This is a genomic window from Blautia wexlerae (assembly GCF_013300825.1).
Classification (GTDB): domain Bacteria; phylum Bacillota; class Clostridia; order Lachnospirales; family Lachnospiraceae; genus Blautia_A; species Blautia_A wexlerae_B.
This window is the reverse complement of sequence record NZ_JAAIMY010000002.1, coordinates 171,686-193,341: the sequence shown is the minus strand read 5'-3', so window position 1 is coordinate 193,341 and position 21,656 is coordinate 171,686. Positions and strand designations below refer to the sequence as shown.

Genomic DNA, 21,656 nt, shown 5'->3' with positions numbered 1-21,656 from the left:
ACCTGAGTTATCTTAGTAATTTTTATATCCGACTTCCTGTAATCTTGCGTCTTTTGCTTCCACCTGTTCTTTTAATTCCTGGCTGTAAGCCTTTAATTTTGCAAGAAGTTCCTCATCTGATGTTGCAAGTATCTTAGCTGCCAGAAGTCCTGCGTTTGCGCCTCCGTTGATAGCGACTGTTGCAACCGGGATTCCTGACGGCATCTGTACGATAGAATAAAGGGAATCTCTTCCTCCCAGAGAAGTGGTGTGCATAGGAATTCCGATAACCGGCATCGGGAAGATTGCCGCGCACATTCCCGGCAGATGAGCTGCCATTCCTGCACCTGCGATGATTACTTTAAAACCATTTTCCTCTGCTGTTTTTGCATATTCAAAAAAGACATCCGGTTCTCTGTGTGCGGAAATGATCTTCATCTCGTAATCAATTCCCAGTTTCTCCAGAATGTCTGCTGCTTTACTCATGATCGGCATATCTGAGTCGCTGCCCATCACAATTCCTACTTTTGCCATGATTATTCTCCTTTTCTTCTCAAGTATTCTCAGACAGATCACAACTTATCTGCCTGGGACTCTGTTTTTATTTTATTGATAAAAAAAGTACGGTCAGAAAAGATTTTATCAAAACCCTCTCTAACCGTAGATTCTACTAAGATTCCCTTTTTCTGTCAATAAAATTAATACAAAGAAATATTTTAACGAACTAATAAATTTTTTTGTATTCCGAAAGCAACGGGCAAATACTGTTATTCCCCAAACGGCTCGTTCAGAGCTTCCGTACCCGGCAGGACAAATCTTCCATCTTCAATAATGGAAATCATATTCCCCTCATCATCAATTGTACGGATGCTTCCCAATTCATCATATGGAATCGTGATATCTGTGTGACATCCATAATAAGCAAGGCTGACGTCTTCTTTTCGCATCTCAGAAATCTCATTGTCTCTTGCGATGATTTCTTTACCATCCGGATTATAGACCGGAGTATCTTCTGCCCAACTGTAGCAGGTATCACCAACTGCGAAATGCGGTCCCATTTTTTCCGCGATCAGAATCGGAAGTTTGTCTGCAATATTATATTTCTGTGCAGCCACATAAGCTGTTGTATTAGTTCCGATCGCAAATTCACCCATTGCAAGTTTCGGATGATGGAACAGAATATTGTCTTCAATATATTTACGGTTCTCTTCCTCTGCCTCAAAATTGGAACAGCTATAGTCAATAACCTGTCCGCAGTCAAATACAAGCTTCAAATCGCAAAACTGCAGCCCGTTAAGATATACTTTTGAAACATGAAGCATTCCGCCTGTTCCTGCCAGTACCGGTGAAGTAAATACCTCACCCAGAGGAATATTTACATCTGCCACACAGTTCTCAAAGTTTGTCTGCGTTTTCGGATCTGTTAATGTGTGGAGATGTATGAGCAGGTCTGTTTCATTTTCTCCTTTTCCTTTGATTTCTACCCATTCACAGGTATCAAGAGTATCTATGATCGTCTGCTGGATTTTCTGATATTTCTTATAATCCAGGGTATTGATCTTAACGATCTCACGGAAAATTTCCGGGAAATCCTCTCCAATCTCAGGTATCGGATAGGCAATGATCGTAAAGCTTCTTTCCTCACCTTTGATATAACGGTTTGTGATCTGAGCGGATTCATTGTCCATTTCCAACTGAAGTTTCTGCTGCGCTTCTGTAAACGCCCAGCTCTCCGGCTTACTTACCGGTGAAAACGGCTTCTCGCCAAATGTTTCAATCACAGCCGGTCCGCCATGTACTGCCGCCAGTTCTGCATATTCATCATAAGAAGTCTGCATGGCACGAAGTTTACGCTTTACAAAATCCGAATCCAGAAACAGCGCACTGTCCTGTCTGTGGTCATAATCAAACTGCGGATTTGCAATTCCTCCTGTGAATCCATTTCTGAACTGATTCCTTCTGTTTACCGCATGAAGTGCATGACGATAAATAACCGTCTGAAGCCCCATCTCCTCAAACTGGAAAATAGCTGCTTTTACCATACGCTCAAAACCAAGATGATAACGTATGTTAACCGTTTTCTTCTTTGTAATGTCTTTTCTTCCTGTGATAAATCCTATCCGATAGCCTTCTGTATAAGTACGTGCCATCTCATCAATTTCCTTCTGTGAAAGTGAATTCATAAATTCTGCTGTTTTCAGCTCGTTTTCCGATACATATTCACCAGACTGATACAGATAACTCAGATCGTTCAGATCAGAATCCATGATCATATTAACCACAAAATTATTCTCAGGATCAATTGCCTCTCTGATCCGCTCTTCCACCATATCCTGACAATAATCATTCACATAGGAAACCAGAATTTCTTTTACCTGTTTCTCGTCAGGAATTTCCTCCTGCGTAAATGCAGAATAAATTTCCAGAAACAGTTCCAGTACAACTGTAAGATCCCATGCTTTTTTTTCAAACGCATAAGCAATCGTGCCATGAAGTTCTGTATAAAGAAAAGTAAATACTTTTCCGTATTCTCCCAGCATTTTCTCTGCATATACAGGATTTCCATAAGAGTTCTCATAATTCTCCGGCAGAATATCCTGATATAATTCATGATTCTGTTCTTTAAGTTCCTCAAAATCTTTTCCGACAGTTCCATGATCCATCACATGGATTACCTGCTGTAAAAGTATTGCTTCTTTTGTAAAAAAATCGCGGTACGGTTCTTCTGCCATTTTCTCGTCCGGTATCTGGGCAATTCTTTCTTTTGCCAATTCATACCGTTCCATAACCCATTCGTCCAAACTATATTTCTCCTTTTTCTATCAGACTTCCCTGTTGATCAGCCAGAAATTCCCAGCAGAAAGATTCCCAGCCATCCGATCATTATAATTCCATTTGCAATAGAACCGACCATGCTGGTTCTGTGTAGTCTGTTCTCTTCTGAAAAACTTTTCAGTCCCATTGCAAATCCATATACGGACAAAAGCATTGCACAAAGACTGATTCCGCCTACAATATATCCGTATTGTCCCTGCAAAAAAAATGCCAGCAAAACTGCAGTCACAAACAAAACCAGTGAAACAACTGCCAGCACTGCTGACAATTTTCCCTTCTGTGCCTCCCTTTTCTTTGTAAATGCATATCTATATCTTTTTGCCATAAATTTTTCTCCTCAGATGATCGCAGATAAAAAAAAGCAGATATCCAAGTGCTGCCCCTGCTGTATTCAATATCATATCATCCACGTCAAAGCATCCAACCTTTGTGATAAGCTGAATGACCTCTACCGTAACACTAAGTCCAAATCCCGCCAGTATGATCAGCCATCCGCTTCTCATTCTGTCCAGAATAACCGGAAGTATAAATCCAAATGGAAGAAAGCCAATTACATTTCCAAAAAGATTGGCAGCTACAGCCATAAATCCGAGCTGTCTTCTGTATACCCAGAAACGTCTTATCTCAACAAACGGTATCAGATTATATCTGTACTGTCTTTCCTCCAATGCTGCTCTTCCATATTCTTCTGAAAAGAACAGGAAATAAATCAGCGCCAGAACGTACAGGATAAACAAAATGGTTCCCAGTGTCCGTATGATATGCTTTGTTTCTTTTTTCAATGTTTTCTCCTGTTTCTGAAGCCTTTTATATCAATATTTCTGATTTCTTTTTCAGCAGTCTCGCGCCGTTTACGATCATCATGATTCCTGTTACGATTCCCGTTGCCAGTACAATGATCCCAACTGTCAGACTGCAGGCTCCTGTGGAAGACATGGTTTTATAAATTTTTTCGTTCATAATCGTCCTCACCAGTATCATGATCTGCTTTCGCAGACCATGATATCTTATTTATAAATCACTGTTACCTCTATTTGCTTATTTTGCTCCGTACTGCTCATAATATGCGTCAATCGCAGCTTTCAATGTATCGTCAATGATTACTTTTCCTTTATATTCTTTATTATAAAGATGTTCAATGACTTCTTTCATTGTAACGATCGCATTTGTCTCAAAACCATAAAGATCATGAACTTCGTCAAGGGCACACTTCACGCCACCCTTTCCAACCTCCATACGATCCAGAGAAACCATTAACCCAACGATTTCCACATCAGCCGCACCTTTTACCTTTGGTACTGTCTCTTCCATAGACTTACCGGATGTTGTTACATCTTCGATCATTACTACACGATCGCCGTCTTTCAATTTGCTTCCAAGAAAACTTCCCTTATCTGCACCATGGTCTTTCTCTTCCTTACGGTCTGAACAGTAGCGGATTTCCTTTCCATATAATTCGCTGAATGCAATTGCAGTTACAACACTTAACGGGATTCCCTTATATGCAGGTCCGAAAAGCACATCGAAATCATCGCCATATTTATCATGAATGGCATGTGCGTAGTACTCACCCAGTTTCTTTAACTGAGAACCTGTCACATATCCGCCTGCATTCATAAAAAACGGGGACTTTCTTCCGCTTTTAAGAGTGAATTCTCCGAATTTCAGAACTTCACTGTCTACCATAAATTCAATAAATTCCTGTTTATACTGTTCCATCTTATGTTATGCCTCCTGTATCTGTTTTATTTTACAATACCAACCATCTCTTTTACGGAATTGAATCCATTCTTCTTCATGTACGCTTCAATTCCATCGATCACTTCCAGTGTCACTGCCGGATTGTGGAAATTTGCCGTACCCACAGATACTGCGCTGGCTCCTGCAAGAATAAACTCAATTGCATCCTCTGCGCAGGAAATTCCGCCCATTCCGATGATCGGGATATTAACTGCCTGTGCAACCTGATAAACCATACGGACAGCAATCGGTTTCACGATCGGTCCGGAAACACCACCTGTTTTATTTGCAAGCGCAAAAGTCTTCCTGTTGATATCAATCTTCATTCCTGTCAGTGTATTGATCAGGGATACCGCATCTGCACCGCCTGCTTCCGCACCTTTTGCAATCTCTGTGATATCTGTGACATTCGGTGTTAACTTCATGATCACAGGCTGTTTTGCAATCTTTTTGATCTGAGCGGTAAGTTCCTCTACATGATGTGCATCCTGACCAAATGCAAGGAATCCTGCGTTTACATTCGGGCAGGAAATATTAATCTCCATCATATCAATTGGCTGATCTGCCAGACGTTCCACCACTGCCAGATATTCTTCCGGTGCATGACCGCATACATTTACAATGATCTTTGTATCATACTTTTTCAAAAAAGGAATATCCCTCTCACAGAAAAGATCGATACCAGGATTCTGCAGACCAATCGCATTCATCATGCCTCCGTAAACTTCAGCCACACGCGGAGTCGGATTTCCGGCCCACGGGACATTGGCTACGCCCTTGGTTGTCACTGCTCCCAGCTTATTAATATCTACATAATCAGCAAATTCTGCTCCTGAACCAAAGGTTCCGGATGCCACTGTTACCGGATTTTTCCACTCTACGCCGGCAATATTTACACTCATATCCATCAGATTTCCACCTCCGTAGAAAGAAATACCGGGCCATCCTTGCAGATTCTCTTATTATTCACATTACTGTGTGCATCTTTTTCCCTGGATTTGCACACGCAGGCAAGGCAGGCACCAATTCCGCATGCCATACGTTCCTCCAGGGAAATATAACATTCAATCCCATTTTCTTCGGCATATTTCTTGATTGCACGAAGCATCGGAGTTGGTCCGCAGGCATAGATCATGTCCGCTTCCAGAGCATTCTCTCTGATAGCGTCCATAACATTTCCTTTTGTTCCCACACTGCCATCCTCTGTGGCAATATAAAGTGTTCCCGCCGCCTCAAATTCCTCTCTGAGGAACGTATGACAGTCCCTGTATCCTGCAATGATCTGTTTTTTCTCACATTTCATCTGCTTTGCAAGTTCCAAAATTGGAGGAACACCGATTCCACCACCCATAAGGAAAACCGTTTTCCCCTCAGCCTTCTCTACAGGGAAGCCGTTTCCCAGAGGTCCCAGTACCGGAATGGTATCTCCTGCTTTCATCTGTGAAAATTCATCAGTTCCGGTTCCTTGTCCTGTCACTCGGTAAACCAGATGAAGACGACCATTTTCTTTGTCAATCTCGCAAAGACTGATCGGTCTGGGAAGAATTTTGGATTTATCATTTGTATAAAGAGATACAAACTGTCCCGGTTTCGCATCTGCGGCAATTCTGTCAGTCTGGATCCACATACTGTAAATGCCTGCACCAATGCTCTCCTGACTTACAACAGTGCAGATTTCTCTTGTCTTTTCGCTCATTTCATGCCTCCTAGCGATTATTTAAAGCAGTACTGATGTCTTCGATCATATCTTTTACCGCCTGACGGGATGCATCTGCATAATTTAATTCACCAAAGGAAGCATATTTTTCCTGTTTGTAAGCTGCAATGATTCCTCTGGAGGAGTTAACGATCGCACCAAGTCCGTCTTCATTAAAGAAATGAACAAGATCGGCACCTTTTCCGCCCTGCGCACCATATCCAGGTACCAGGATGAAGGTTTTCGGCATGATCTTACGGAGAGTTTTTCCCATTTCCGGATAAGTTGCACCTACTACAGCGCCTACATAGCTGTAGCCGTTTCCCATATGTTCTTCTCCCCACTGGGCAACCTTCTCTCCAACCCACTCATAAAGCGGACGTCCGTCAATGATCCTGTCCTGAAATTCTCCGCTGGACGGGTTGGATGTTTTTACAAGTACGAAGATACCTTTGTTCTCTTCTTTGCATACATCGATAAACGGTTTTACGCCATCGGAACCAAGATATGGATTTACAGTTGCAAAATCTTCATCAAAGCCTGCAATTTTGTTACTTCCTACCTGAACCTTTCCAAGATGTCCTACTGCATATGCAGCGGATGTTGAACCAATATCGCCACGTTTAATATCACCAATAATTATCAGACCTTTTTCTTTACAGTAATCGACGGTTCTCTTATATGCCATTAATCCCGGAATGCCAAACTGCTCATACATTGCAATCTGTGGTTTCACTGCAGGAATCAGGTCACTGACTGCGTCTACGATTCCTTTGTTATACTGCCAGATTGCTTCTGCTGCTCCCTCTAATGTCTCACCCAGTTCAGAAAAAGCTTTCTGCTGAATATGCTGTGGGATATAGTTAAGCATTGGATCCAGTCCTACTACGATAGGAGCATTTGTTTTTTTAATGTTTTCAATAAGTTTGTTGATCATGAGTCTTTCCTCCTAAATATTGATATGGTATTTTTATGCATTCTGGTACACAACTTTTCCATCACAGATTGTATAGAGGATTTTCCCCTTTACTTTCCATCCGTCAAATGGTGTGTTGTGTCCTTTGGAAGCAAATTCATTTTTATCTATTTTATATTCGTGATCAATGTCTGCAATGACAATGTCTGCCGGATGCCCCTTCTGGATTGTACCTCTGTCGCTTCCCAGAATCTGTGCCGGATTCCAGCTCATTTTCTCAATAAGCTGTGAGATCGTAAGAATTCCCGTTTCTACAAGTGCAGTATAGGACAATGCAAAGCTTGTCTCAATCCCCACAATTCCAAAAGCTGCATTTCGAATGGAGCCCGTCTTCTCCGGTACTGCATGAGGTGCATGATCTGTACTGATCACTTTAAAGGAACCATCTTTCAGTCCCTGAATCAGCGCATCCACATCCTTCTTCATACGAAGAGGAGGGTTCATCTTATAATTCGGGTCATCACATTTAATATCATCGGAAGTAAGGATAAAATGGTGCGGGCAAACCTCTGCCGTGATATTGTCCAGTCCCTCTTCTTTCACGATCTCCATCATCTTTGCAACGCCTTCTGTGGAACAATGGCACAGATGCAGTCTCGCACCTGTCTCTCTGGCAAGAAGAATATCTCTCGCTGCGATCACATCCTCAACCGCATTGCAGATACCAGGCAATCCCAGCCTCCTTGCATTTTCATCATCATTCATGCATCCATCTCCGCGCAGATCAATATCTTCACAGTGTGCAAAAATCGGAACATTGAATTTCTTTGCCACTTCCATGGCCTCTTTGCAGAGCCTGGTATTCATAACAGATTTACCATCCTCAGACAATGCCGGGATTCCGGCTTTTACCATTCCTTCGATATCGGAAAGTTCCTGGCCTTTCTCTCCCTGCGTAATGGCACCAGCCTGAAGTACATGAATGCCGGAAAGCTGTTTTGCTTTATTATGCACATAGTTTACACGGTCCGGACTGTCAATTACCGGTGTTGTATTCGGCATTGCAACAACCGTTGTCACACCACCTCTGGCAGCAGCCCTGGAACCTGTCTCTATATCCTCCTTCTCCGTCTGTCCCGGATCTCTGAAATGAACATGAAGATCAATCAATCCCGGCATTACCAGACAACCCTTCGCATCTATTACTCTGTCACCGTTATCTTTTATTTTAAGTTTCTCACCGATTTCAGTGATCACTCCGTCTTCCAGATAAATATCGCCTTTCTTATCAGTGTCAGTAGCCGCATCCACGATGCGTCCTCCCTGAATCAGAATACCCATGCAATTCTCTCCCTTCGTTGTCATTTGACAATAACTTTCTGATATACATAATACACGAAACTTCCTCTTTTATAAAGCCTTTTTTTACTGATGTATAGTCTTTTTTGCTTGACAATTCAAAATGTGGGAGATATAATCAGTTCATATCTGGATTATTTAATGTATAGTCACTGGTTTTTAGAGATTATATAACAGTATATAATCTGTAAAATCTGGTGATTTTTTTATTTGCCAGAAACTATATAATTTTTTTATTTTTTATGGAGGTAACAACATGAACAAGGGAACTGTAAAATGGTTCAATGCAGAAAAAGGTTACGGATTTATCACTGGTGAAGACGGTGCAGACGTATTTGTACATTTCTCCGCTATCAATGGTGAAGGATTCAAATCCCTTGAAGAAGGACAGGCTGTAACATACGACTTAACAGAAGGTGCTCGTGGTATGCAGGCTGCAAACGTTACAAAATTATAATTTTTGTTAACGTGAGAGGATTGAATTCCGCACTTTTCTATACGGATTAAACCTCAAAAAAATCCCCGGATCTTCCGGGGATTTTTTATTGTCTTCTTTCAGTTATCAGTTAATCTGACAAATTTTCTCTTCTATTTGGCATCTGTGCTATCTGCATCTGCTGTTGCCGCATCATCTGTTGTTTCTGCAGATGCGTCATCTGATGTCTCTTTATCATCTGCTGTGGCTGTATTATCTTCTACTTCAGCTTTATCCGCTGCATCTGTATCTGTATCAGCACCGTCTGCATCATCAGATGTATTTGCTGACAGATTTGAAATGTAATTGTCAAGTGCAGTAGTATCCATTACTGTATTCTGAACCACATCCGCTTTAGCTCCTGTCACTTTTACATATGCAGAATAACCAATCCATGCAACAATTACAACACAAATGAATGCCCAGGCAAACATTTCCAGTCCAAAAAGTACTTTTTCTTTTCTGTCTGCTTTGTTACGCTGTCCTTTTCTGGACTTATAAGCATCGACTTTCTTCTGGCTCATGATAAATCTCCTTTGCATCAATATTTCATATTTTCTGATTATAACACACTTTACTGCAAAAGGAAACAATTAGTTTATATAGCAACGATCACTCCGCCATCATTTGCATACATAGAGCTGACACCCGCTGTATCAAGAACTACAATCTTTGCAAGCTTCATTCTCTCTTCAAATGCTTCTTTAAGCACCTGCGCTCTCTCAGGACAGTTACAATGACTGATGGCAAGAACTTTATCTGCACTGTCTGAAGTTTTCGCAATTACCTGCTCTACTATTTTTATCATGGCACGATTCATCCCTCTTGCCTGATCCAACTGACAGATTGTCCCTTCATCTGTTGATCCCATAACAGGTTTAATCTTCAGTGCACTGGCCACCAACGCTTTCACCTTACTGAGACGCCCATTTTTTCTCAAAGTATCCAGGTTTTCAAGTACAAAAAATGTATGCTGTCCTTCAATATAATGTTCCACAGTTGAAACAACTTCTTCAAAACTCATCCCTGCTTCTTCACATTCCTGTATCTTCATTCCGATCAGGCTTTCCCCGATGGATGCGGAACAGGAATTAAACACATGGATTTTTTTATCCGGATGATCCTCCATAATAAGGTCTCTGCCAAGTAACGCACTGTTATAGGAACCACTCAGCTCAGAAGACAAAGTCACTGCATAAATATGTTCAGCCTCGCAGTCATATGCTCTCATATATCTCTCAGGCGACGGGCAGGCTGATTTCGGACATTCCGGGCAGGCAGCCACTTTCTTAAGGAAATCTTCCTGATCAAATGTCTCATCATCTATAATCTGTTCAGCTCCTACCATTAAGGTTAATGGAACGGATTCAAAACGTTCATCATTCTTCCATTCATCTAAAAGTTCTCCACAACTATCTATGATAATCTTATATCTCAATTATATCGTCCTCTTTTCCATTATATGTAGTATTCAATACCAGATATATATTATCACACCGTTCTACGTTTGAAAAGACTTTTTCACAAAAACTCTGTTCTTTTTTTCAAAAGTGCTTTATAATAAAAAGACGCTCCCTGCAAAGAACTGCAGAGAGCGCTGCCAAATTCATTAAACGCAATTATACGAAATGTATTTACAGAGGAGTTTTTCTATGCTTGCTTTAAAAATTTCTGATATCAAAGATTTTATGAATAAGCTTCTGATTGGTGAAGTATTTGATCGTTTTTCTTTTGCAGAGGCATCCATTACAACCTTTAATACCTTTACAATAGACGGATTGCTCCAACATGATTTTTTCGATACAGATACCAATGTTGTACTTCAGGAAAAATCTGTAAAGTATTCTCTCTGGCATGACGTAAAATCTTATTGTTTTTCTATCATACGTGGCAAACGCACACCATTAAGTTTCAGGATTGTATTTGAACTCTCACCGGACCAGGCTCGGTCTATGTTAAAAAATGAAAAAGACATCAACAGCCCTGTCTGCAACTTTTTTCTGAACATTCAGTTCAAAAATCAGACTCTTCTATGTACAACCGGAGTTTCCTACTCTTCCTTCAGTCTGGATAAGCGTCTGGAACATCTCTGGGATGATTCCCTGACTTCATTTTTCTCCAGTCATCATATCTCCTTTGAGAGGCTGTAAATCATACAATGGCTTATTACTGATTCATTTTTCTGTCCAGATGCTGAAGATAATAAACCAGAATATCAATAAACTCACTGTTTGTGGGTTTGTCTGCCATTGTGCATCCTGCCATTTCTTCCAGCACATCTTTATGATTTGTCCAGCACAGGTTCACTAATGTTCTGATATTATGTTCCACATTAGATGGCGTAGACCTGTATTTCCTTGCAATTATGGGATATATATCCTTCGTTACCTTAACCGGACGTTCCCGGATCTCACCTGCCATCTCTACAGCATCTGCAATATAATAATATCCTTTATATTTTGATGTTGCCCCTAATTTTCTGATCACTCCGTATACTTCACTCATACATTTTTCCTCCTGACTATTATCATCCCGTTATCTTACAGGCTGATCTCTCATTTCATATACACACATTTCCATATAATGAAAGTCCAGATTTGGTCATTCGGAAGTATCATCGCATTTTGCATGATTTTGACATGATCTTATAAAAATACCAGCAAAATAATCATAAAAATTTATAAGACATTTGTCAATACTATTTTTCCAAAAAAAGAAGCCCGGATTGTTCATCCGGGCCATTAACATTATTTTGTAATCAGAAGCAGAATCTCATTGCTTCTCTGAACAAACCGTGTCATTTCTTCAGGTGAAAGCTGCTTATGACTCATCATTGCAAGGTCATATAACTGTTCACAGATAAGAGAAGTCTTGTCAGATTCCTGATTTTCTGCCAGATATTTAACCAGTGGATGATTCGCATTCAGAATCAGTGTTTCCTGTCCCCCAAACATATTGGGATCCATTCCGTACATATTGTACATCTTCATCATATCCTGCATACGACGGCTCTCTTCAGAAAGAGTCACCATTGCTGATATATTTTCATTCTTCAGATTCTCAACATGTACTTCCAGTTTATCTTTATTAAGACTCTTGCGGAAAAGCTCTGTCAGTGCTTTTACAGTTTCTTCATCTGTTGCACCCTCACCCTTCATTTCTTCGGTCAGATCAGCATCAATGCGCTTAAACTGTACATCCTGATGTTTCTGCTCAAGACTGGAGATAAATGCACTGTCAATATTATGCTTCAGGATAACAGCATCTTTTCCTGCTTCCTTAAACATATTGATATACTGACTCTGCTGAACTTCATCAGTTACATAGAAGATTACTGTCTTCTCAGGTTCTTTCTCTTCTGCATTGTCTTTGTTTTCAGACTCTGTTGCATCTTTTTGTTTTTCTTCTGTCTGAGTCTCAATTTCTTCTGTTTCTTTTTTATTCTCTTCAATGCAATCTTTTAATGTGAGATATTTGCCATCAAGGTTCTTAAAGAGTACATAATCTCCCATCTTCTCTGCAAATTTGGCATCTTTGATACAACCATATTTGATAAATGGGCTGATATCATCCCAGTATTTCTCATAAGACTCTCTGTCTGTCTTGCACATTCCGGTAAGCTTATCTGCCACTTTCTTGGAAATGTACTCAGAAATCTTCTGTACAAATCCATCATTCTGCAATGCGCTTCGAGATACATTCAGCGGAAGATCCGGACAGTCAATCACACCTTTCAGGAGAAGCAGGAATTCAGGAATTACTTCCTTAATATTATCTGCGATAAATACCTGATTGTTATACAGCTTAATCGTTCCTTCAATAGAATCATACTCTGTATTGATCTTAGGGAAATACAGAATACCTTTCAGGTTAAACGGGTAATCCATATTCAAATGGATCCAGAATAAAGGCTCTTTATAGTCCATAAATACCTTGCGGTAGAATTCCTTATATTCATCATCTGTACATTCATTTGGATGCTTCATCCAGAGAGGATTGATATCACTGATAGAAACCGGGCGTTTATTAATTTTTACTTTATCCTTTGCAGGAGAAACTTCAACAGTTTCCTTTTCACCTTTATCATTTTCTTTCTCTTCTGTCTTTGCTTCTTCATGGATATGTTCAACAACTACATCATCATCTCTTAACTCAGATTCATCGATTGTCTCATATTCCTGTGGTGCATTTGCTTTGGAAAGATAAATGTGTACCGGCATGAAAGAACAATATTTCTCAAGAATTTCACGCATACGGTATTCATTTGCAAATTCCAGGCAATCTTCATTCAGAAACAGTGTAATTTCTGTACCTATTGTATTCTTATTGCCTTCCTGGATATCGTATTCTGTTCCGCCATCACAGGACCAGTGTACAGGCTGTGCACCTTCTGTATAGGAAAGTGTATCAATATGCACCTCATCTGCCACCATAAATGCAGAATAAAAGCCAAGTCCGAAATGACCGATCATCTGGTCATCTGTGGTTTTATCTTTATATTTTTCAAGGAACTGAGTTGCACCCGAGAAAGCAATCTGGGTAATGTATTTCTCTACTTCATCAGCAGTCATACCAATACCATTATCAATAAATTTCAAAGTTTTTTCATCAGGGTTAACAATTACCTGAATCTCCGGTTTGTATCCTTCCGGGAAAGTATATTCTCCCATTACTTCCAGTTTTTTCAGTTTTGTGATCGCATCGCAGCCGTTTGAGACCAGTTCTCTTACAAAAATATCGTGATCTGAATATAACCACTTCTTGATGATCGGGAAAATATTTTCACTGTTGATTGATAAATTTCCATGTTTTACAGCCATGCTGTCCACACTCCTTTTTTTGTTTTTAATCATTTGCCACAACTTTATCTGCCAATGTACTGCACTCCTGTCTTGTCTGTTCTGCAGTCCGGATTCAAAACTATTCTCTGTTATTTATTTTTTGTAATAGCTTTTGACTCCTGCAAGTTGCTTCTCTGAAAAATATAGTAATACCATTTATTCCAAAAGTCAAGAAAAAATTAGCACTCATTTGAAATGAGTGCTAATAATTTTATATTATTACATATTCCCCTGTATTTCTCACGTATTACTAACTCCACTTTTATTTTCGGTTATTTTTTTCTCTTTTTGTATACTACAACTCCCACAATACATCCTGCTGCAATTGCCAGAATAATCACAAACGGCGCAATATTAGTCGTATCTCCTGTCTTTACCGCTGATTTTGCAGTTGCTCCATTAGGCTGTGGAGTCGGAGTTGGCGTTGCTGTCACAGTCTGTGCCTGGGTAATACTGAAATTCACCTGTTTGGTGTCCTGGTCACCTGTATTCTTCCATTCACTTCCATTATACTTCTGACAGTCAAATACAACTGTCAGTGTATAAGTTCCTGCCTTTGTAATTCCAAACGCAGCAGTATAAGGTGCACTGCTCCAACTGTTTGTGTTGATCACTTTCCAGTTATACGGCACATAACGGACATCTCCCTTTCCCGGACTTTCATTGTCCATGCCCGCTCCCACAGCCGTGAACGTAATCTTTGACTGTGTTGTATATCCATCCGGACTGATTCCTGTGATCTTATTATCTGCCGGATCCGCAATCTTCGCTTTGCGGACAGCTTTAACTGTGAACTGAACTTTCACTGCCGCACTGATCTGCTGTTCATTATTGATCACAACAGATTCCACATAGGAACCGGTCTTTAATCCCTCTTTCGGACGAATTTTAAATGTGCAGCTCTCCCCTGGTGCAAGCTCTGTGGCTGAAAGTTTCCCAATCTTAAAGTTATTGCCTGACGGTGCATTTAAAGTTATATTTGTATTTCCCTCATTGGTCAGTGTAACCTTCTGCGCTTTCGGTGCTTCGCTGTATCCTGCTTTTGCTTTTCCAAAGTTCAGTTCTTCCGGTGTTACAGATAATTTATAAACTTTTTCCACTTCTGAAACAGTCACAGAAGCTTTAATCGTTGTCAATACATCTTCCTGTCCTTCGGTATCTGTCCGGGCAATCTGAATACTGTCCAGATAATCACCAGCCTTCAGTCCGGTTACCGGTACAGCCGTAAATGTAGCAGAATCTTCCGGCTCCAGCACGGATGCTGAAAGTTCCCCTATATCAAAATATTCTGCATATGGCTGTGCCAGTGAAACAGTTGTATTCCCTGTATTGGTAAGTGTAATGGTCGTTGCCTCAGGAGTTTCATAGCCTTCCTTCAGATTATCATAACCGAAAGATTCCGGATCTGCCTGAATTGCTGTTATCTGCTCCTGTGCCGCCTCTTTTACAGATACTTCTGCTGTTACCTGCACTGCTACTTCTGAATTCTCTTCACTCTCAAATATCAGCGTATCACTGTAATCGCCTTTTGTCAGACCAGTCTTGGGCTGTATCATAAACATCAGAGAAGCCCCTTTTGCAAGCTGCACCCCTGATACAGCCTCACTTCCATCTTCGTTCATTACATCAAAATAATCTGATTTCGGTATTTTTAAAGTAATATCTCCGTCCCCTGTATTTGTTACAGTTATAGACAATTTCTCATTTGCCTGTGTATAGTTTTCCTCGATATCACTGAAATTGAGATTTCCTGTATTTACATCCAGAGACTGTGCCTCAAGAGACGCATCTGCGTTATCCTCTGTCGCCGGAGCCTCACTGCTATCTGCCGGCTCGTTTTTCTCTGTTTCATCTGTCTGCACATTTCCATCTTCATCTACATGAAGCTGGTCCTCTGTGTAGATTTTCATCTGAGAATCATCCGAGTCTTCTTTGGTGTCCTTCTGTGTTTCTTCCAGCTGACCTTCCGTATTCTCAGAATCATCCTCTTGTTCACTCTCCCCATTCTGCTGTAAATCTTCTGTATTATCTGCGTCCTCTGTATCCTCTTCCAACTGTGCGTTCTCTGTTCCATCGACAGTTTCTGCCTGCTGTGTATCCTCTGTATTCTCTGCGGTCTGCGCTGCCACAACCTTCGCTTCTTCTTCAGTCGCAGCCACTTCCAACGTCTTCGCAGTAAGAGTACCTGTCAGTCCACTTCCGTCTACAGGCGTAAGAACCAGCACCAGTCTGTATCCCAGATCATCCTGAGTTATCGTATATGCTTTCTCAGTACCTACCTGTGTTAACTCTTTCTCCTCAGTCTGCCTTGACCAGGAAAAAGTAAAATCTTCATCTGTCACTCCCTCCGGTGTGACCTTTGTGTAATCTGCATTTACAGTTGTGCCTACGGTAGCAAGCCCCTTAACTTTAAGCTTACCACCCAGTTCTCCTGACGGAGCCGCCGCAAAAACCATGGATGGAACCATTGAAATAATCATCATCACAGTCATTACGACTGCAAGAAATCTCTTTTTCTCCATCTGTAGTCCTCCTTTTCCTTTATAATAGAATTTACGGATTATCCAGCATTTCATTGTAAAAACACTGAATATCCACAGTTCTGTAATTCCTTCGCAGCCGTCTGTCTACCCCCGATACAAAAAGACTGCAACATTGTTTTTACGCTCTGTTTAAAGCCATTATAGCATTATATTTTTTGAAAATGTAATCTGTATTTTCTCCGTCCCCTCTTATCCTACAGCTCTTATTTTTTCCTCTGCATCATTCAGGCAGATAGAGACAGAGTAATTCAAAATATATAAAAATTGTCCTGAAAATAATTGCAGCCCCTGAATACCAGATTTTACTTTGCTCCGATACTCAGGGACCGCCCTGCATCTTTTTCTGCTGATACTCACAGCCTGCTTTGCTGAATCAGCTATGTATTTTGTATATATCCTGAGAATTTTATCCCTCTACAATCAGATATTTTCCATCCGGCAATGCAAATACTTCACTTGCATCCTCCAGCTCTTCATCCGACATTCCGTCTACATCAGCGCCTGCTTCTTCCAGATATTCTCTCACTTCTTCAATAGAATCCACAACCTGTGCCATACAGTCCTCAAGGAATGCTTCCGCTGCCTCATATGATTCTGCTACCGGCTGTGGAAAAAGCTGCTCCTGATTTTCAAGAAACGTATTAATACATTCTTCTGTAAACATTTCAAATTACCTCCTCAATCTTTCCCTTTGCCCGGATCAGTTTCTCAAGGACCGGTTCAACTCGTTTCGTTATGCAGGACGCAGCCGCCCGTACCCCCTCCTTGGAATGCTCCATGGCAAAACCGTATTTTACTGCTTTAAGCATCTCTATATCATTATATTCATCACCAAATGCAATACATTCTTCCGGCGAAATATGATATCGCTTCTGATATTCTCTGATTCCCTTTGCCTTGTTTGTGCCAAAAGGAATAAAATCGATCCATTCATTTCCTGAAGTGACAACAACACAGTCTTTTCCAAACCTGCCAGTCCAGTATTTCACAGACTCCTCTGTAAGACCGGCCGGTTCAAATACAGCCAGCTTCATAATCGGATCAGTCATTTCTTCCATACTGTTTACAAATCTGCACTCATTTTTTACTTCATATAGCATGTGATTATGAAATCTCTCTGTCTTCGGCATCAGATAGTGGTAATCCTTTGCCGAACAGGTAAACTCGGCATCTTTCTTTTCCATGATCGCAGAGATGATCTCCCTTGCCAGCTTTCTGTCAAAAGAATCCTGATACAGCACCTTACCATGATCTACTGCCAGTGCACCATTCTCCGAAATATAGGAAATCTCTGAAGCAACAGGCGCAAACAGCTTTGTCATATTCGGATATTGTCTTCCACTGGCTGCCACAAACATAATCCCCAGTTCCTCTAACTGCCTGATCAGCGAAAAAATTTCTTCAGGCAGAGACTGTGCCTTATGTAAAAGCAACGTTCCATCCAGATCACTTGCAACCAGCTTAATCATTTCCATGTTCCTCGCAAATCTTTACCAGATCTGTCGGTTTCTCAGCGACAAGATCTGCGCCATTCTCATTCAGTTCCTTTTGGTCACGAAAGCCCCAGAGTGCACCTACTGTAAACATTCCTGCGGCTTTACCTGTTTTCATATCTGTACTTGTATCTCCCACATACATACATTCTTCCGGTTTTACGCCAAATTTCTCCGCAACCATAAGCGGCCCATCAGGTGCCGGTTTCCTGCGGATTGCTTCGCTCTGACCGACTACCATATCAAATTCCCCGCCGAAAAGCTGCGAAATCACTTTCACGGCTGCAGGATGAGGTTTATTTGAGCAGACTGCCAGCTTCATTCCATGTTCTTTCAATTTTTTTAAAGTTTCCGGCATTCCCTTATAAGGAACTACTTTATACATCGGATCTGCTTCAAACATTTCTCTGTAAAGCTTCTGTCCCTCGTCATAATGACTGAGTTCCGGATCCCCCGCATCCTTAAGTGCACGGCGGATCAGCATATTTGCCCCTTCACCGCTGTAATATCTGAAATTATCCACCGGAAGTGTTTTCAGCCCGAATTTTTCCATAATAATGTTAGTCACATAAGCCATGGAATCCAGCGTATCAGCCAGTGTTCCATCCAAATCAAATATACATGCTTTAATCATCTTTTGTCATCCTCTTAAGTCAATTCCTGATTTCTTCATTTCATAAAATAATCTGGCAATCGGGAGTCCTACCACATTATTGTAATCTCCGCAGATTCCCTTTACATAAATTCCGAAAAGCCCCTGGATGCCATAACTCCCAGCCTTATCCATAGGCTCTCCTGTAGCAACATACTCTCTGATTTCTTCATCTGAAACCGGATAAAAAGTCACATCTGTACTTTCATAAAAAGTATGTTCTGTCCAGACATCCTCCTTCTTTTCCCATACAGAAACGCCTGTATATACCTGATGAGTATTTGCCTGAAGTTTCTTTAATGTATTCACTGCATCCTCTGTATCCTGAGGTTTGCCAAGAATCTTATTCTCAAACACTACCACTGTGTCAGATCCAATCACAATTGTTCCGTCTGCGCTTTCTTTCACAACGGCAGTAACAGAAGCAGCTTTGTCTGAAGCCAGTTGTTTCACTGCCTTTCCAGGATCATCTGAGATACGTTTCTCCTCGCCTGATGCAGGCATCACTTCAAAATCCACACCTGCCCGTTCCAGTAGTTCTTTTCGTCTGGGTGAGGCAGACGCCAAAATAATTTTCTTCATAATAACCTCTTCTTTCCTGTCATAGTATACCTTGTATCTTTTTGGTATGCAACTGCTTTCATTAACTCTTTCCATAAAAATTTTGCTTTTCTTTTTATCTGAAAAGTATTAAAATAACAATAACCTATAGCTGAATAAAATGAGGTCAGGTGCAAAAGATATTTTTATCCTGATCCGCTGTCAAAAATAGGAGAATATCAGAAAGGAGTTTATGATTATCATGGCTAAAATTAATAAATACTGGGGATATGTTGCAGTTGGTGCCCTTACAGCAGTTGCTGCCGGCGCTGTAGCTGCCCTTATTGCAAAAAAAGGATCCTGTAAAGAGGATTTTGATTTTGAAGATGACTTTGATGATTTCGATCTGACTGATGAAAAGGAAACCGCTAAAGAAGAGCAGGAACCTGCCGAAGATTTCCAGTCTTGGGAACATACAGGCGAACAGTCTGCAACAGATGACACCGAAAGCGAAGAATCTGAAGAAACTGCTGATACAGACAATTCTGAGAAGTCTTCCGATAAAGCTGCTGAAGTTGAGATTAAAGATGCAGAAGAGGAAGAAGATGCCGATGAACCTGAGACTTTTGAAGAGACTATGGACACTGCATCTGAATCTGAAGAATAAACGTTAGTGTTCACTCTGTTCACAGTAACGTAGCCAAAAGGGAATGTTGCTTCACGATTGTACAATCGTAAAAGCAACATTCCCTTTTTATTCTGATTATCTTACCAATCCAGTCTCATTATGCTTTCGGAAGTTTAAATGAGCTCTTCAGAGACACGATACGGTTGAATATCGGTGCACCTTCTTTGGAGTCATGGATATCTGCGCAGAAAAATCCTGTTCTTACAAACTGGAAGCTGTCATAGCCTTTTGCTTCCATAAGTGCAGGCTCTACATACGCGGTAACTTTTGTCAGAGAATTCGGATTTACGTTCAGAGAACCATCCTCTTTATTATATACGCCTTTTTCCTCATCTACAATATTCTCATAGAGACGTACTTCTGCTTTTCCTGCCTGGCTTGCTTCCACCCAGTGAATGGTTCCTTTTACTTTTCTGCCATCCGGTGCATTGCCACCCTTTGTTGCAGGGTCATAAGTACAATGCACAACACGTACAGTTCCATCTTCATCAGCTTCATATCCTGTACAGGTTACAAAATATGCGTTCATAAGACGAACCTCTGTACCTGGGAACATTCTCTTATATTTCTTAGGCGGATCTACCATAAAGTCTTCTCTCTCAATATAGAGTTCTCTGCCAAACGGTATTTTACGGGTTCCCAGTTCTTCATTCTCCATATTGTTCGGAGCTTCCAGATATTCTACTTCGCCTTCCGGATAATTATCTATCACAAGCTTGATCGGATCAAGAACAGCCATCAGACGTGGACGTTTCAGTTTCAGATCCTCACGGATGCAGTATTCAAGCATTGCATAGTCAACAGAGCTGTTTGCCTTAGATACGCCACAGAGCTCCACAAACATTTTAATGGATTCCGGTGTAAATCCACGGCGGCGCAGTGCTGCGATGGAGACCAGACGCGGATCATCCCATCCGTCTACGATGCCTTCCTCTACCAGTTTCTTGATATAACGTTTACCTGTAACTACATTTGTCAGATACAGTTTTGCAAACTCGATCTGCTTCGGTGGCTGCGGATATTCCAGTTCTTTTACAACCCAGTCATACAACGGTCTGTGATCCTCAAACTCCAGGGTACAGATGGAATGTGTGATTCCCTCGATGGCATCTTCGATAGGATGAGCGAAATCGTACATTGGATAGATGCACCATGTGTCACCGGTTCTGTGGTGTGTCATATGAGCAACACGATAGATAACCGGGTCACGCATATTCATATTCGGAGATGCCATATCGATCTTGGCACGGAGCACTTTCTCTCCGTCTGCATATTTGCCTTCTTTCATCTCTTCGAAAAGCTGCAGGTTCTCTTCTACACTTCTGTTTCTATATGGGCTTTCTTTACCTGGCTCTGTAAGAGTTCCGCGGTATTCGCGAATCTGATCTGCAGTCAGGTCACATACATAGGCTTTGCCTTTCTGGATCAGCTTTACAGCTGCTTCATACATCTGTCCGAAATAATCAGATGCAAAAAACAGTCTGTCTTCCCAGTCTGCACCCAGCCATTTAATATCTGCCTTGATGGATTCTACAAACTCGCTCTTTTCTTTGGTCGGGTTTGTGTCGTCAAAACGCATGTTGAATTTACCGTTATATTCCTGTGCAAGGCCATAGTTTAAAAGAATAGATTTGGCATGACCGATATGAAGATATCCATTCGGTTCCGGTGGGAAACGTGTATGCACGGTGTCATAAACACCCTCTGCTAAATCTTTATCAATGATATTCTCAATAAAATTTTTGGAAACTGTTTCGTTCTCCATCTTCTTCCCTCCTGTTGTCGTATTTTATACTGTTTTTTCACACATCTATATATAAAAAATACAACTGAATATTTTTTATGTCGAATGAATTTATATTATCATTGGAAATTCCATCTGTCAACCGTTTACACAAC

At 40.9% G+C, this 21,656-nt stretch carries 23 protein-coding genes; 3 read left to right on the top strand and 20 right to left on the bottom strand.

Annotated elements, in window-relative coordinates; all coding sequences use genetic code 11:
* Positions 1 to 12 precede the first annotated feature (12 nt).
* The 10 genes from purE to G4417_RS02270 form a co-directional block, all read right to left on the bottom strand.
* Positions 13 to 513 (bottom strand): 5-(carboxyamino)imidazole ribonucleotide mutase, encoded by a 501-nt coding sequence (purE, locus tag G4417_RS02315; RefSeq protein ID WP_173682502.1) that lies wholly within the window; start codon positions 511 to 513, stop codon positions 13 to 15.
* A 233-nt stretch (positions 514 to 746) separates the two neighbouring features.
* Positions 747 to 2,765 carry an aminopeptidase gene (locus tag G4417_RS02310; protein WP_173682514.1) on the bottom strand — a complete coding sequence of 673 codons (2,019 nt, stop codon included), beginning with the start codon at positions 2,763 to 2,765 and terminating at the stop codon, positions 747 to 749.
* Positions 2,766 to 2,818: 53 nt separating this feature from the next.
* Positions 2,819 to 3,139, bottom strand: a complete 321-nt coding sequence (locus G4417_RS02305) for a DUF6142 family protein (protein WP_173682501.1) — start codon at positions 3,137 to 3,139, stop codon at positions 2,819 to 2,821.
* Positions 3,123 to 3,596, bottom strand: coding sequence for a VanZ family protein (locus tag G4417_RS02300; RefSeq protein WP_173682500.1), 474 nt, complete (start codon positions 3,594 to 3,596; stop codon positions 3,123 to 3,125). Before G4417_RS02300 ends, G4417_RS02305 begins: the two co-directional genes overlap by 17 nt.
* Positions 3,597 to 3,621: 25 nt before the next feature.
* Positions 3,622 to 3,774, bottom strand: a complete 153-nt coding sequence (locus tag G4417_RS02295) for a hypothetical protein (protein WP_022380872.1) — start codon at positions 3,772 to 3,774, stop codon at positions 3,622 to 3,624.
* 78 nt (positions 3,775 to 3,852) lie between these two features.
* Complete coding sequence (gene pyrE, locus G4417_RS02290; RefSeq protein WP_025579488.1) at positions 3,853 to 4,533, bottom strand: orotate phosphoribosyltransferase; 681 nt, start codon at positions 4,531 to 4,533, stop codon at positions 3,853 to 3,855.
* Between the two features lie 26 nt (positions 4,534 to 4,559).
* The gene (locus G4417_RS02285) at positions 4,560 to 5,462 is read right to left on the bottom strand and encodes a dihydroorotate dehydrogenase (protein WP_173682499.1); all 903 of its coding nucleotides are present in this window, start codon (positions 5,460 to 5,462) and stop codon (positions 4,560 to 4,562) included.
* Positions 5,462 to 6,250, bottom strand: a complete 789-nt coding sequence (locus G4417_RS02280) for a dihydroorotate dehydrogenase electron transfer subunit (protein ID WP_173682498.1) — start codon at positions 6,248 to 6,250, stop codon at positions 5,462 to 5,464. The genes G4417_RS02285 and G4417_RS02280 overlap by 1 nt, the downstream gene beginning before the upstream one ends.
* A gap of 10 nt (positions 6,251 to 6,260) precedes the next feature.
* Positions 6,261 to 7,187 (bottom strand): orotidine-5'-phosphate decarboxylase, encoded by a 927-nt coding sequence (pyrF, locus tag G4417_RS02275; protein WP_173682497.1) that lies wholly within the window; start codon positions 7,185 to 7,187, stop codon positions 6,261 to 6,263.
* A 33-nt stretch (positions 7,188 to 7,220) separates the two neighbouring features.
* Positions 7,221 to 8,507, bottom strand: a complete 1,287-nt coding sequence (locus G4417_RS02270) for a dihydroorotase (RefSeq protein ID WP_173682496.1) — start codon at positions 8,505 to 8,507, stop codon at positions 7,221 to 7,223.
* A 274-nt stretch (positions 8,508 to 8,781) separates the two neighbouring features.
* Between G4417_RS02270 and G4417_RS02265 the strand changes: the two genes are divergently transcribed.
* Entirely contained in the window at positions 8,782 to 8,982 is a 201-nt protein-coding gene (locus G4417_RS02265) for a cold-shock protein (RefSeq protein ID WP_008705499.1), read from the top strand.
* Between the two features lie 131 nt (positions 8,983 to 9,113).
* On the opposite strand, the gene G4417_RS02260 is transcribed toward G4417_RS02265, so the two are convergent.
* Both G4417_RS02260 and G4417_RS02255 read right to left on the bottom strand, forming a co-directional pair.
* A complete protein-coding gene (locus tag G4417_RS02260; RefSeq protein WP_173682495.1) occupies positions 9,114 to 9,524 on the bottom strand; it encodes a hypothetical protein in 411 nt (136 codons plus the stop codon).
* A gap of 74 nt (positions 9,525 to 9,598) precedes the next feature.
* Positions 9,599 to 10,438: a DegV family protein gene (locus G4417_RS02255; RefSeq protein WP_173682494.1), complete on the bottom strand. Its 840-nt coding sequence runs from the start codon at positions 10,436 to 10,438 to the stop codon at positions 9,599 to 9,601.
* Positions 10,439 to 10,652: 214 nt separating this feature from the next.
* Here G4417_RS02255 and G4417_RS02250 point away from each other — a divergent pair, with 214 nt between their 5' ends.
* Complete coding sequence (locus G4417_RS02250; RefSeq protein ID WP_173682493.1) at positions 10,653 to 11,150, top strand: DUF5721 family protein; 498 nt, start codon at positions 10,653 to 10,655, stop codon at positions 11,148 to 11,150.
* A 16-nt stretch (positions 11,151 to 11,166) separates the two neighbouring features.
* Here G4417_RS02250 and G4417_RS02245 read toward each other — a convergent pair whose 3' ends face one another.
* The 7 genes from G4417_RS02245 to G4417_RS02215 all read right to left on the bottom strand — a co-directional run bounded on the left by G4417_RS02245 (position 11,167) and on the right by G4417_RS02215 (position 19,111).
* Positions 11,167 to 11,505, bottom strand: a complete 339-nt coding sequence (locus tag G4417_RS02245; RefSeq protein ID WP_173682492.1) for a sporulation initiation factor Spo0A C-terminal domain-containing protein — start codon at positions 11,503 to 11,505, stop codon at positions 11,167 to 11,169.
* Positions 11,506 to 11,747: 242 nt separating this feature from the next.
* Positions 11,748 to 13,820, bottom strand: coding sequence for a molecular chaperone HtpG (gene htpG / locus G4417_RS02240; RefSeq protein WP_173682491.1), 2,073 nt, complete (start codon positions 13,818 to 13,820; stop codon positions 11,748 to 11,750).
* Between the two features lie 293 nt (positions 13,821 to 14,113).
* Positions 14,114 to 16,363, bottom strand: coding sequence for a hypothetical protein (locus G4417_RS16835; RefSeq protein ID WP_243872049.1), 2,250 nt, complete (start codon positions 16,361 to 16,363; stop codon positions 14,114 to 14,116).
* Between the two features lie 427 nt (positions 16,364 to 16,790).
* Complete coding sequence (locus G4417_RS02230; protein WP_173682490.1) at positions 16,791 to 17,048, bottom strand: glyoxalase; 258 nt, start codon at positions 17,046 to 17,048, stop codon at positions 16,791 to 16,793.
* A 1-nt stretch (position 17,049) separates the two neighbouring features.
* Positions 17,050 to 17,859, bottom strand: coding sequence for an HAD family hydrolase (locus G4417_RS02225; RefSeq protein WP_330598093.1), 810 nt, complete (start codon positions 17,857 to 17,859; stop codon positions 17,050 to 17,052).
* Positions 17,846 to 18,511 (bottom strand): HAD family hydrolase, encoded by a 666-nt coding sequence (locus G4417_RS02220; protein ID WP_173682488.1) that lies wholly within the window; start codon positions 18,509 to 18,511, stop codon positions 17,846 to 17,848. Before G4417_RS02220 ends, G4417_RS02225 begins: the two co-directional genes overlap by 14 nt.
* 6 nt (positions 18,512 to 18,517) lie before the next feature.
* Positions 18,518 to 19,111 (bottom strand): Maf family protein, encoded by a 594-nt coding sequence (locus G4417_RS02215; protein WP_173682487.1) that lies wholly within the window; start codon positions 19,109 to 19,111, stop codon positions 18,518 to 18,520.
* A 220-nt stretch (positions 19,112 to 19,331) separates the two neighbouring features.
* Between G4417_RS02215 and G4417_RS02210 the strand changes: the two genes are divergently transcribed.
* Entirely contained in the window at positions 19,332 to 19,736 is a 405-nt protein-coding gene (locus G4417_RS02210; protein ID WP_173682486.1) for a hypothetical protein, read from the top strand.
* A 118-nt stretch (positions 19,737 to 19,854) separates the two neighbouring features.
* Here the strand turns inward: G4417_RS02210 and G4417_RS02205 are convergent, their stop codons facing one another.
* Positions 19,855 to 21,522: a glutamine--tRNA ligase/YqeY domain fusion protein gene (locus tag G4417_RS02205; RefSeq protein ID WP_173682485.1), complete on the bottom strand. Its 1,668-nt coding sequence runs from the start codon at positions 21,520 to 21,522 to the stop codon at positions 19,855 to 19,857.
* Positions 21,523 to 21,656: the final 134 nt, after the last annotated feature.

Coding starts and splice junctions, on each gene's coding strand:
- purE (WP_173682502.1), bottom strand. CDS start 513: ATGGCAAAAGTAGGAATTGTGATGGGCAGCGACTCAGATATGCCGATC.
- G4417_RS02310 (WP_173682514.1), bottom strand. CDS start 2,765: ATGGAACGGTATGAATTGGCAAAAGAAAGAATTGCCCAGATACCGGAC.
- G4417_RS02305 (WP_173682501.1), bottom strand. CDS start 3,139: ATGGCAAAAAGATATAGATATGCATTTACAAAGAAAAGGGAGGCACAG.
- G4417_RS02295 (WP_022380872.1), bottom strand. CDS start 3,774: ATGAACGAAAAAATTTATAAAACCATGTCTTCCACAGGAGCCTGCAGT.
- pyrE (WP_025579488.1), bottom strand. CDS start 4,533: ATGGAACAGTATAAACAGGAATTTATTGAATTTATGGTAGACAGTGAA.
- G4417_RS02285 (WP_173682499.1), bottom strand. CDS start 5,462: ATGGATATGAGTGTAAATATTGCCGGCGTAGAGTGGAAAAATCCGGTA.
- G4417_RS02280 (WP_173682498.1), bottom strand. CDS start 6,250: ATGAGCGAAAAGACAAGAGAAATCTGCACTGTTGTAAGTCAGGAGAGC.
- pyrF (WP_173682497.1), bottom strand. CDS start 7,187: ATGATCAACAAACTTATTGAAAACATTAAAAAAACAAATGCTCCTATC.
- G4417_RS02270 (WP_173682496.1), bottom strand. CDS start 8,507: ATGGGTATTCTGATTCAGGGAGGACGCATCGTGGATGCGGCTACTGAC.
- G4417_RS02265 (WP_008705499.1), top strand. CDS start 8,782: ATGAACAAGGGAACTGTAAAATGGTTCAATGCAGAAAAAGGTTACGGA.
- G4417_RS02260 (WP_173682495.1), bottom strand. CDS start 9,524: ATGAGCCAGAAGAAAGTCGATGCTTATAAGTCCAGAAAAGGACAGCGT.
- G4417_RS02250 (WP_173682493.1), top strand. CDS start 10,653: ATGCTTGCTTTAAAAATTTCTGATATCAAAGATTTTATGAATAAGCTT.
- G4417_RS02245 (WP_173682492.1), bottom strand. CDS start 11,505: ATGAGTGAAGTATACGGAGTGATCAGAAAATTAGGGGCAACATCAAAA.
- htpG (WP_173682491.1), bottom strand. CDS start 13,820: ATGGCTGTAAAACATGGAAATTTATCAATCAACAGTGAAAATATTTTC.
- G4417_RS16835 (WP_243872049.1), bottom strand. CDS start 16,363: ATGGAGAAAAAGAGATTTCTTGCAGTCGTAATGACTGTGATGATGATT.
- G4417_RS02230 (WP_173682490.1), bottom strand. CDS start 17,048: ATGTTTACAGAAGAATGTATTAATACGTTTCTTGAAAATCAGGAGCAG.
- G4417_RS02225 (WP_330598093.1), bottom strand. CDS start 17,859: ATGGAAATGATTAAGCTGGTTGCAAGTGATCTGGATGGAACGTTGCTT.
- G4417_RS02220 (WP_173682488.1), bottom strand. CDS start 18,511: ATGATTAAAGCATGTATATTTGATTTGGATGGAACACTGGCTGATACG.
- G4417_RS02215 (WP_173682487.1), bottom strand. CDS start 19,111: ATGAAGAAAATTATTTTGGCGTCTGCCTCACCCAGACGAAAAGAACTA.
- G4417_RS02210 (WP_173682486.1), top strand. CDS start 19,332: ATGGCTAAAATTAATAAATACTGGGGATATGTTGCAGTTGGTGCCCTT.
- G4417_RS02205 (WP_173682485.1), bottom strand. CDS start 21,522: ATGGAGAACGAAACAGTTTCCAAAAATTTTATTGAGAATATCATTGAT.